General features: G+C 50.9%; 10 protein-coding genes and 1 other annotated feature. Of the genes, 8 read left to right on the top strand and 2 right to left on the bottom strand.

Annotated elements, in window-relative coordinates; all coding sequences use genetic code 11:
* Window positions 1-4 precede the first annotated feature (4 nt).
* The 8 genes from M3G15_RS13905 to M3G15_RS13870 all read left to right on the top strand — a co-directional run bounded on the left by M3G15_RS13905 (window position 5) and on the right by M3G15_RS13870 (window position 8,224).
* A complete protein-coding gene (locus tag M3G15_RS13905; RefSeq protein WP_260071260.1) occupies window positions 5-634 on the top strand; it encodes a nucleoside recognition domain-containing protein in 630 nt (209 codons plus the stop codon).
* A 6-nt stretch (window positions 635-640) separates the two neighbouring features.
* Window positions 641-1,174 carry a spore maturation protein gene (locus tag M3G15_RS13900; protein ID WP_311202282.1) on the top strand — a complete coding sequence of 178 codons (534 nt, stop codon included), beginning with the start codon at window positions 641-643 and terminating at the stop codon, window positions 1,172-1,174.
* A 134-nt stretch (window positions 1,175-1,308) separates the two neighbouring features.
* Window positions 1,309-2,055, top strand: a complete 747-nt coding sequence (locus M3G15_RS13895; protein WP_260071259.1) for a pseudouridine synthase — start codon at window positions 1,309-1,311, stop codon at window positions 2,053-2,055.
* Window positions 2,056-2,518: 463 nt separating this feature from the next.
* Complete coding sequence (locus M3G15_RS13890) at window positions 2,519-3,046, top strand: peroxiredoxin family protein (protein ID WP_260071258.1); 528 nt, start codon at window positions 2,519-2,521, stop codon at window positions 3,044-3,046.
* A gap of 22 nt (window positions 3,047-3,068) precedes the next feature.
* Window positions 3,069-4,739: a cytochrome c biogenesis protein ResB gene (resB, locus tag M3G15_RS13885; protein ID WP_009225846.1), complete on the top strand. Its 1,671-nt coding sequence runs from the start codon at window positions 3,069-3,071 to the stop codon at window positions 4,737-4,739.
* Entirely contained in the window at window positions 4,736-6,001 is a 1,266-nt protein-coding gene (gene ccsA, locus M3G15_RS13880; protein WP_260071257.1) for a cytochrome c biogenesis protein CcsA, read from the top strand. Before resB ends, ccsA begins: the two co-directional genes overlap by 4 nt.
* 66 nt (window positions 6,002-6,067) lie before the next feature.
* Complete coding sequence (locus M3G15_RS13875; protein WP_009225848.1) at window positions 6,068-6,784, top strand: response regulator transcription factor; 717 nt, start codon at window positions 6,068-6,070, stop codon at window positions 6,782-6,784.
* Complete coding sequence (locus M3G15_RS13870; protein WP_260071256.1) at window positions 6,785-8,224, top strand: ATP-binding protein; 1,440 nt, start codon at window positions 6,785-6,787, stop codon at window positions 8,222-8,224.
* A gap of 128 nt (window positions 8,225-8,352) precedes the next feature.
* Here M3G15_RS13870 and serA read toward each other — a convergent pair whose 3' ends face one another.
* Both serA and M3G15_RS13860 read right to left on the bottom strand, forming a co-directional pair.
* Complete coding sequence (gene serA, locus M3G15_RS13865; RefSeq protein WP_016311765.1) at window positions 8,353-9,942, bottom strand: phosphoglycerate dehydrogenase; 1,590 nt, start codon at window positions 9,940-9,942, stop codon at window positions 8,353-8,355.
* A 220-nt stretch (window positions 9,943-10,162) separates the two neighbouring features.
* Window positions 10,163-10,390, bottom strand: a binding site (T-box leader).
* 181 nt (window positions 10,391-10,571) lie between these two features.
* On the bottom strand, window positions 10,572-11,489 hold the full coding sequence (locus M3G15_RS13860) for a hypothetical protein (protein WP_260071255.1): 918 nt from the start codon (window positions 11,487-11,489) through the stop codon (window positions 10,572-10,574).
* Between the last annotated feature and the right edge of the window lie 67 nt (window positions 11,490-11,556).

Here is an 11,556-nt window from a genome sequence, read left to right as displayed (position 1 = left end):
AAGAATGGTCAACAAAATATGGCTTGCGCTCATTTTGATCGGGTTTCTCTTTGCAGCCATCAAAGGGGATATCGGCACGGTGACGCAAGCGGCGTTTGACGGGGCCGCGACCGGAGTAACCGTATGCTTTGGTTTGATCAGCGTATTGGTGTTTTGGCTTGGGATCATGCGGCTGGCGGAAGATTCGGGCTTGGTGAAGACGATCTCCAAGCTGCTCGGGCCGATTGTTGCTTATTTGTTCCCCGACGTGCCGAAGAACCATCCGGCCATGGGGTATATTTTATCGAATATGAGCGCGAATTTGCTTGGGCTTGGGAATGCAGCTACGCCGATGGGGATCCGCGCCATGCAGGCACTGCAAGAGCTGAATCCGGACAAACAGACGGCGTCTCCGGCCATGTGTACCCTGCTGGCACTGAACACCGCCAGCATTACGCTGATTCCAACCACGCTGATCGCGATCCGCATCAACTTCCATTCTGCGAATCCGGCAGAAATTGTGGGGTCGACGCTGCTTGCGACGGCCATCGCCACAGGGGCGGCCATCGTTGCCGATCGCTGGTATCGCAGACGGAACACTTATCGTACTCCGCCGCAGGTCTCGGCGCCACCCGATATCTCGCTGAAAGGGTGAGGCACTTTGCTCGATTGGGTGAACCTTATTTCTGCTTGGGCCGTACCGGTGATGATTGCCTTTATTCCGCTATATGCTTATTTCAAAAAAGTACCGGTCTACGAATCGTTTGTCGACGGGGCTAAGGACGGGTTCTCGACCGCCATCGGGATTATCCCGCATCTGGTTGGCATGATGGTGGCGATCAGCGTATTCCGCGCTTCCGGGGCGCTCGATTTCTTTGTCGGGTGGATGACCCCCTTTCTATCCAGGCTTCATGTTCCACCGGAAGTGTTGCCGCTTGGGTTTCTCCGGCCTTTGACCGGGACGGGCTCGCTTGCATTTACAACGGACCTGATCAAAACCTATGGTCCGGATTCGATGATCGGCCGGATTGCTTCCACCATCCAAGGAAGTACCGACACGACGCTTTACGTCTTAACGGTGTATTTCGGTGCCGTGGGGATCCGGAACGGACGTTATGCCCTAAAGGTGGGGTTATTTTCGGATGTAGTTGGCTTTATCGCAGCGATTGTCGTTTGCTTGCTCTTATTCGGTTAATATCTACATATCGTTTAGGTTTGTGAACCGCCCGCAGCCCTTCGCTGATGAGGCGGTTTTTGCGGTTTATTGGGGCCGCTATTGTGATTTTTCCATGAGGTGGGTATCATGTGTATGAGGTGACTAATGCAAATATGGAAAGATTACAGAAAATATTGGCCGCTGCCGGTGTGGCATCGCGCCGTAAATGCGAGGAATTGATTCTAAGCGGCAAGGTTCAAGTCAACGGTGAGACCGTCACGACGCTGGGCACGAAAGCTGATCCGTCTGTGGACGTCATTACCGTCGACGGCAAGCCGATCGGCGCGGAGAAGAAGCTGTACCTGATGTTCAACAAACCAAAAGGCGTCATCACAAGCGCTTCCGATCCCCAAGGCCGGAAAATCGTCACCGACTACTTAAAAGGAATCAAGGAGCGGGTGTATCCAGTAGGCCGGCTCGACTATGATACGGAAGGTTTACTGCTGCTGACCAATGACGGCGAATTTGCGCATCTGCTGACGCATCCGAAGCATCATGTACCGAAGACGTATCTCGCAACGGTCAAAGGGGTGCCGCACGGTACGGCGCTGGACAAGCTGAAGCAAGGTGTGATGTTGGAGGATGGTATGACGGCTCCAGCCGAGGTCGAGTACTATGACATCGATCCGGAGGAGAAATACGCAACCATCTCGATCACAATTCATGAGGGCCGAAACCGTCAGGTGCGCCGCATGTTTGATGCGATTTCGCACCCGGTGACACGGCTCAAGCGCATCTCCTTTGGTGATTTGGTTCTGGGTAACCTCAAACGCGGCCTGTACCGCCATTTGACCAAAGAAGAAGTCGACAGCCTCTACAAACTCGCCCGCACCACTACTCCCCCCACTCCAAAGCGCTAGAAATGCGGTGAACTGGAGGCGAAAGGCAACAGGGTGGAACGATTCTGAACAGCGAAGCGTCAAGGTCTTGCCTTGTAGATTGAACAAAAATACGGAGAATGGCAAAAGGATAAAATGATTCTGGAGAAGCGGAGCGTTCGCCTTTGTGAGCGGAATTCTACCTTGAACTTGTTATGATTAAGAATTCCGCGAGCAACAGCGATCGTAAGAACATTTTGCCCGGTTGCCCCAGTCGTAGCTAACCTGTCGTTCAAACAACATCAAGGCCTATAAGCGATAGCAGGATCATACGAATCTTTTCACCTTACCGCCCTTTCATCGCATTTTCACCTCATTTCTAGCGCGTCACATAATATTCATATTTCCCCGGGCTGAAACTGCGGCGAATTCCGATATAATGTTCATAGAGTGTTCACGATTTGTTCAACACTTCATGATATTTTTCATAGAAAGGAAGTTAACTATGGGGAAGGCGAGACGGCCGATCCAAATCGTCATCTTGCTGTTGATCGTCATCCTAGGCGGATATGCGATCGGGACCGCAGTGTCCGGCGGCGAGGCCGATAAACCTAAACAAGGCGGGAATCCGCCGGCGTTTAAACTGCTCGGTTTGGATGGACAGGTACATACGTTAGACGACTATAAGGGCAAATCGGTGGTCTTGAACTTCTGGGCTACCTGGTGCACTTATTGCGTGAAAGAAATGCCCGCATTACAAGCCCAATGGGAAAAATGGCGCGATCAAGGCGTCGTCGTCCTGGGCATCAACACGGGCGAAGACGAGATGACCGTACAAAATTTCGTCAAGCAGACGGGCGTGGATTTTCCCATTTTATTTGATTCCGACAATACGACAACGCGCGATTACGGCATCGTGCCGATGCCAACGACGTTCTTTATCGGCAAGAACGGCAAAATTACCTCCATTCATCAAGGCGAGCTGAATTTGGATACGTTGGATGACCAAATCAAGCAGCTGGTGGGGCTTTGACGGCGAGAGGAGGACATAATCGGTGATCGAAAACACAAAATGCGAATGCGGCCACCAAAACCGAGTGGGAACCGTATTGTGCGAAGCCTGCGGCAAACCGCTGCTTGAGGAGGATCAGCAAGGCGGGCTGCTGGAGATGCGTTACGACGGGGTCGCCCGGCGGTCGCAGCGGACCAATCCCAATTTCATTGACCGGATTTGGAACTTCTTCTCCTCCGTCAAGGTAGCGATTTATCTGATCATCATCACACTGATTGGTGCGATGTTAGGCACGATATTTGAACAGGAAAGCAACTTTATTAATTTCGATCCTTCTACCTATTACAAGAACAAGTACGGAACGATCGGCGAAATTTATTACCGGCTGGGCTTGTCCCATACGTATGAGTCCTGGTGGTTTATACTGCTGCTGGTGATGATCGGAGCTTCGCTCGTGATCTGCAGTCTGGATCGCGTGCTTCCGCTTTACAAAGCGCTTTCAAAGCAAAAAGTGCGCAAACACCTGGAATTTCTCACCCGGCAGAAAATCGTTTATCAAGGGGAAATCAACGAAGATGGCGCGGAATGGGTTCAGCGAGCCGTCCAACCGTTGCGAAAGAAGCATTACCGGGTTTATACAGACGGCAGCGCCTTGCTGGCAGAGAAACAGCGGTTTAGCCGCTGGGGCCCTTACATTATTCATATCGGACTGATCGTTTTTCTCCTGGCGGTCTTGTTCCGCGGTTTGCCGGGTCTGCATCTGGACAAACATTACTGGTTCCCTGAAGGCGAAATCACGCATATTCCCGAAACGAACCTTTATTTGAAAAATGAGAAGTTTACGGTTGAATATTACAGCGAGGACGAAATGTCCGAGGAATTTAAAGCCAGAGGCAAGGTTGTGCCGAAGCTGTTTGAGACCCAAGCCGTACTGTATGAATGCACGGCGGATTGCGACGATCCTTCGAAGGAGCCGCAGCTTCGCGAAGTCAAGCGTCATGCCATTCGGGTTAACGATCCGCTCAGTTACAAAGGACTTCAAGCGTATCAGTTCGACTTTGATCTCACGCCGAAGCTAAGATCGGTGCAGCCAGCCTTAGTGGATGTTAAAACCGGGAAATCCTACGGTAAATTCAAATTGGACATGAGAAATCCCCAGCGTGAGTATGAAGTTGGCCCTTACCGGTTAACGCTGCAAAATAAATATATGGATTTTTCCCTGAATGACGAGGGAAAGCCGGTATCCATTTCCGGCGAGCCTAACGCGCCTGCCTTTTTATTTTTGATCAAAGGACCGGATCTTCCGGAGGAAGGCGCACAGTACATTTATTTTCCTAAACAGGTTGACAAGGAGCGGTTCCAGCAGGATGCGATTAACGAGCAGCTTGGGGGCGTACAATCGAAGCTGCGGCTGGATGTCCTTGGGATGGAAGACGTCGACTTTATCGAAGCGTCCAGTTATTTGAACATCCGGGTTGACCGGGCGATGCCGTTCGTTTGGCTGGGTCTTGGGATCGTGATGCTTGGACTGGTCTTAGGGTTTTACTGGCAGCATCGCCGCATATGGCTGCGTGTCGATGGCCGACAGCTGACGCTGGGCGGACATACGACCAAGAATTGGTTTGGCATGCGCCGCGAAGTTTCCGCATTCCTCCAATCGATGGGTGTAGAAGCGGATGAGAAGTCATTGGAAAATAGGGGGAAACATCCATGAACTTTTTGGAAATCAGCAGAGTCGCATTTATGACGGCCTTTTTGCTTTATTGTGCGGCTTTTATTTTTTATGTAGTGGCCGTAACAGGCAAGACGTGGCGCAACCGCGACCCGAAGCACCATGAGAAGAATTGGGGACGCATTTCATTTGCCGTTTCCTCGCTCGGGTTGCTGTCGCATCTTGTCTATTGCGGTACCCGCTGGGCGTATAGCGGACATGTACCCGTCAGCAATATGTACGAATTCATGACGTTCTTGTCCATGATGATTATGGTGGCCTTCACCATTGTCTTTATCATTTATCGCAAAATATTGCTTGGGATGTTTGCACTCCCGCTGGCGATTATCATTATGGCTTACGCTGCTGTATTCCCGCAGGACGTTCAGCCGCTGATTCCATCGCTGCGTTCCATTTGGCTTTATATCCACGTAACGCTGGCGGCTACCGGCGAGGCGTTCTTTGCCGTTGGTTTTGTAGCGGGGTTAATGTACCTGCTAAGGGCCGTGGATTTTAAAGCGACCGATAAGGCAGGCCGCCGTCAAAAATGGTGGGTTGAATTTACGCTTTTTTCTATTATTATAGTATTGGGCTTCATTGTATCCGTCTTTGCCTTCCGGGCAGCCGGATATGAAGCTGTCTTCGTACAAAATCAGACAACGATTGACACCCAAGTGGAGCAGGATAGTACAATAGAAGATAAAGAAATTTATAATCTGCCACCGATCGTTGGTCCGCATCAAAGCGAGCCGGAGCACATTCAGCCGTTCCTCGGCATGAAGAAGCCTTTGTTTGATGCTCCTTCCTGGATGAGAGGGGAAACGGCCGGCCGCAAACTGAATACAATAATTTGGGCAATACTAACTGGTACCGTACTTTATTTGCTGCTCCGGTTAATTTTGCGCAAGCCGCTCGGCACAGCGTTATCGCCCGCACTGCGGGGAATCGACCCAGATGATTTGGATGAGATCAGTTACCGGGCGATTGCGATCGGATTTCCCATCTTTACGCTGGGAGCGCTCGTATTTGCCATGATCTGGGCGCAGCAGGCTTGGGGCAGATTCTGGGGTTGGGATCCGAAGGAAGTATGGGCGCTGATTACCTGGCTATTTTACAGTGCTTACCTCCATTTGCGCTTGTCGCGTGGCTTCCAGGGGCTCAAGTCTTCGTGGCTGGCTGTTCTGGGATTTCTCGTCGTGATGTTTACACTGGTTGGGGTAAATCTGATCATAGCGGGGCTGCACTCCTACGCGGGTACCGATTAACTCAGGCAATAATACCATATGGACTGCTCAACTGATTGGGTAAGATGATGAAGGGGTTGTTGTTAAATGTCAGATCAAGCAAACCGCATTCTGGTAGTCGATGACGAGGAGCGGATTCGCCGGCTGCTAAAGATGTACTTGGAAAAAGAAGGCTACGAAATCGATGAAGCCGAAGACGGGGAGACCGCCCTGAAATTGGCGACTTCCAACGATTATGGTCTGATCTTGCTCGACGTGATGCTTCCGGGGATTGACGGCGTCGAGGTCTGCAATCGATTGAGACAAGTAAAAGCAACGCCGGTACTGATGCTGACGGCCAAAGGCGAGGAAATCAACCGCGTACAGGGCTTTGAAGTTGGGGCGGACGATTACGTCGTGAAGCCGTTTAGCCCTCGTGAAGTCATCTACCGGGTGAAAGCGATCATGCGCCGCGCTTCCGCAACGGCTTATTTGACGAAGGAAAGCGGAACTAGCAACAATATCGTGTTCCCTCATCTCGTGATTGAGCATGATGCCCATCGGGTGACTGCAAACGGGCAGGAAGTCAGCCTGACTCCGAAGGAATATGAGCTGCTGCATTATTTGGCAGTATCGCCGGATAAGGTGTTTTCCCGGGAAGAGCTGCTGAAGGACGTATGGAACTACGAGTTTTTCGGAGATTTGCGTACGGTGGATACCCATGTGAAGCGGCTTCGGGAGAAGTTGAACAAGGTGTCGCCGGAGTCCGCTGCCATGATCACGACCGTATGGGGCGTCGGATATAAGCTGGAGGTTCCAAAGTAAGTGAACTTCTGGAGAACGCTCGTTGGTAAGCTGTGGATTACGATCATTTGCTTGGTAGCTTGCGTCCTGATGTTAATGGGACTGTTCCTGCTGCCTTACATCGATACGAACTTTACAAACTCTGGAGCGGTCAAACGATTATTTGTGATCGTCGCAATGATCGGGTTTTCGCTCACAACGTTTTTTGCTTTGTTTCTGTTCACGAAGATTACACAGCCGATGCAGCAGCTGATTCGGGCTGCGGATGCGGTGCGCAAGGGCAAGTACGACACGCGTCTGTCTCTGCGCACGAGTGATGAAATCGGTGAGCTTGCCATTACGTTTAACCATATGGCGGAAGAACTGGAAAATACGATCCGCAGCTTAAAGCACGAGAAGGAACATCTTTCCAGTGTGCTTAGAAGCATGAATGATGCGGTAATTACGTTGGACCGCGAGGGTGCTGTCATTTTAACCAACCCGCCGGGTGATCGGTTATTACAGCTTTGGGGAGATCTGACGGAGGATGGGGAGGAGGATTTACCTGCCTCTGCCGGGGAAGGGCAGATGGTTCCGCAACCGCTGCTTCCGATGTTCCGCCGTTTGCTGGTTCAAGAGAGCGACCAGAAGATGAATGTACACGTTATGAAAGGCGTATGGTCCGTACATATGGCGCCGCTGTCCTCGGACGGCGAGGTTCGCGGAGCCGTTGCCGTGCTTCGGGATGTAACCGAAGAAGTCAACTTGGAGAAGATGCGCCGCGACTTCGTGGCCAATGTGTCTCACGAAATTCGGACTCCGCTCTCGATGATGCAGGGGTACAGTGAAGCGCTGCTCGACGGTATGGCTTCTTCGCCGGAAGAGAGCGCTGAGCTCGCCCAAGTCATTTATGACGAATCCCTGCGGATGGGACGGCTGGTTCGCGATTTGTTGGACCTGGCCCGGATGGAGGCAGGTCATACGGATATGGTCATGCGCAAGATCGACTTTCGTGAATTGGCGGAGCGGGTGGACCGTAAATTTCAGGTCCGGGCCAAGGATAACGGGGTTGAGCTTGTGTTGGAGCTGGAAGACGGAGAGCTGCAGCTGCAAGCCGATGAAGACCGTTTGGAGCAGGTGCTGACCAATCTGCTGGACAATGCTTTCCGGCATACACCGGAAGGAGGGAAGGTGACGGTCAAGGCTTCCATGGAAACCGGCGAAATGGGCAAGCAGCTTCACGTCGCCGTATCGGATACCGGTGTAGGCATTCCGAGCGAAGATTTACGGTATATCTTCGACCGCTTCTATAAAGCCGACAAAGCACGGGTTCGCGGTGAGAACGGCGGGACGGGATTAGGTCTTTCGATCGTCAAAAATATCATCGCAGCTCATCAAGGTTCCATTTGGGCCGATAGTGAAATTGGCAAGGGCACCGTATTTCACTTTCTGCTTCCTGTCGAATCGGGACAAACTACGTAATCACAAAAAAACATCCTTCGCGAAGAAGGATGTTTTTTTGTTGAATGTCGCAGATAAATCTTGTTCATCGTGGAACAATGATTGATCTGACGGCGGAATGAATATTCGTGATCTCGTGGTTCGCGCCGTTACGCGAAAATGATATGCTGTGCTTTATTGATTTCCGGAAGCTTCGTCAAATCGTCCAGAACTTCCTTCGTCACGGTTTTATCCACAGTGAGTACCATGATTGCTTCACCGCCAACCAGCTTACGTCCAACCTGCATGGAGGCGATGTTGACATCGTTCTTCCCAAGCAAGGTACCCACATGCCCGATGATCCCCGGTTTGTCGTTGTGCGAGATAAAGATGAGGTGGCCTTCTGGCGCGACGTCAACCGGGAACTTGTCGATTTGCACAATCCGTGCACCGTAACCGTTCAGCAGCGTACCTGCGACCCGGCGCTCCGTTCCGTCCTGAGCCTTGAGAGTCACGGAAATCAGGTTGGTGAAGCCCTTGGTAGCCGAGGCTTGCGATACCACGACGTTAATGTCGCGGACCTTCGCGAGGTGCATCGAGTTAACGATATTCACGTCGTTGCCGAAATGACGGGACAGCACGCCTTTGATAATGTAACGAGTCAGCGGCTGCGTATCCACTTCCGCCAGGTCACCGGCATAATCCACATGGATTTCTTTGACGGCCTGATTGTTCAGCTGGGACAGGAAGACCCCAATTTTCTCACCAAGCCCGAAATAAGGCTGCAGCTTGTTCATGACGCTGGCTGCAACCGGCGGCATATTCACCGCATTTTTAAACGGTTCGTTGCGCAGGATATGAAGCACTTGCTCGGAGACGTCGATGGCCACGTTCTCTTGAGCTTCCACGGTAGAAGCACCAAGGTGCGGGGTCACGATGATCTTCGGATGATGAAGGAACGGGTGGTCGGCTTCCGGCGGTTCTTTCTCGAATACGTCGAAGGCAGCCCCGGCTACGATCCCCTGATCGATCGCTTCAACCAGCGCCAATTCGTCAATGATGCCGCCGCGGGCGCAGTTGATGATGCGCATGCCTTTCTTCATCACTTCAAATTGAGGACGGGCGATCATATGCTTCGTCTCCGGTGTGAGCGGCGTATGAACGGTAATAAAGTCCGCATTCCGGATGATTTCGTCCACGGTGGCCAGCTTCACACCCAGCTTCTCCGCCCGATCTTCAGTAAGGAAAGGGTCATAGCCGAGAATATCCATGCCAAACGCTTTGGCACGCTTCGCAACCTCGCTGCCGATCCGGCCCATGCCCAGCACGCCCAACGTTTTGTTGCGCAGCTCGACGCCAAGGAATTTACGGTCCCATTCGCCTTTGATCGTCTTCGCATAGGCTTGCGGAATATGACGGGCCAGCGCCATCATCATCGCAAAGGCATGTTCACAAGTCGTAATCGTATTGCCGTCTGGAGCATTAATGACGATAATTCCGCGTTTCGTCGCCGCTTCCAGATCGATGTTGTCGACCCCAACGCCAGCGCGGCCGATGACTTTCAAGCGGGTTCCGGCTTCCATGATTTTTTCGGTGACTTTCGTTTGGCTGCGGACCAGGAGACCGTCATATTGCGGAATAATCTGCACCAATTCATCTTCGCTGAGACCTGGCTTCTTGTCGACCTCAACGTCGGCTGCATCCATCAGCTGCTGAATCCCCAAGTCGCTGATCGGATCCGATACTAAAACTTTAAACATGTTGATTTGACCCTCCTAAAAGTTTTATATAGCAAGGCCTCCTTGAAAGACAGCAAGTGTGGCTATCTTCGGAAGCATAAGCTGATGTGGTTAAGTTGAGTTTCTTCATTGACGCTGTGTCCGATTACCGTACCAAAGGACTAAGGTACCAAGGACGCCTGGGAGGCAGTTGGCGTCGCTAAATAAATCAAAAACTCTCAATCCGCACACTACTTCCGTAGTAAGGGACGAGAGTTATTCGTGGTACCACCCTAATTCGCTGCCCCTTCGCAGAAAGCAGCCTCAGTTGTCATTGCTGACAAGAACGATAACGGGTTCACCGGCTACGCCTACTTTCATTTCGACGCAGCGACTCAGGAGCGCTAAAGCCATTCGTTCCGCTGCCGGTTTGCAGCACCACCGACTCTCTGGAAGCTTTCCGAAGGCTTCTTTCCTTCAAAGTGTTTCATGAGATGTAATTTTTCATAATGTAACACGGGCCTTGGCCAAGTGTCAACACTAACCTGAACATTTTTACAAAGTTAGGTGTTTGTCGTTCGGATTTTGCCCAAACTTGAATCCGTCTAAAATTTTGGTTATGATTTTACTAATGTCGAAAAGCGTCTCTTAACGGCGGACAGCGAGAGAGCTTAGTACTCCGCAAAGAACGGCAACTCCGGCAACGATTCGGAGGCGTAATACGTTGACTTCCATTTTACAAATTCTTTGCTCTTCACGGCATCCGTTTCAATTAAAACCTTAACAATAGAGCCGATGGAGTTCAATTTAAGCGCATCGGCTTTTCCGCTGCTGATTAACTGATCAATCTTGGCCGTGAAGTCCTGCGGCAAATAGGATACATAAAGCTGCTCGTTCACCATCATATCGGTGACGGCTTTATTTTTTACAGCAAGCGAATAACCGGACCATTCCTTAGTTCCGATGTTCTCTTTGTATGTATAGTCAGCAGAAACGCCGCTTTTGGTTTTGGCGGTCCATTTCAGCATCGAGGCATAATATTTCTTTTGCGCCTGCAGCCCATACTTTTTGGCGTTCACGGTGAACTCGTCTTGATTGATGATTTTGGCCAGCTCCATGCCTTTCTTGTTCCCTGCCTTAGATTTGATCTGGTCCATGCTTTCCTCAAACAGCTTCAGACTCTTTAAATAGTCGGTTTGGGCCTCCTTGAGCAAGGGGGAGGAGTCGGCGATGGATTGTACGGCAATTTGTTCATAGCTGGCTTTAGCCTTATCGCGGATGTCCTTCAGCTTGTCCGACGATACCGGCTTGGAGCTGTGGGTGATGTCTTCGATCAGCGTGAGGTAGTCCTCTTTAAATTGCTGATATGGCTGGAATACCACATAGTAGAACGTGACCAAATCCTGTTGCTGATAGGAGGTCTCGTTTTCCTCTCGAAACGTTATTGCTTTGAGATTCGCATATTTGGCTTCCGTCTTGTCGATCCCGAGATTGAGCCCAAGAAAGAACGTCCCAAACGCGGTAATCAACAAGGCGAGAAATCCAAGCGAGAACAGCATTTCAAATTTGGTGTTATTTTTTCGAATCATACTTATGCTCCTTACTATATTGATTTGAATGCGTTAAAATATTATAAAGGACAGGGTTTGACAAAAA

The sequence above is a fragment of the Paenibacillus sp. p3-SID1389 genome (assembly GCF_025151705.1).
Classification (GTDB): Bacteria; Bacillota; Bacilli; order Paenibacillales; family Paenibacillaceae; genus Fontibacillus; species Fontibacillus phoenicis.
Note: the sequence above shows the minus strand (reverse complement) of the source record. Positions and strands in the feature narration are given on the sequence as shown.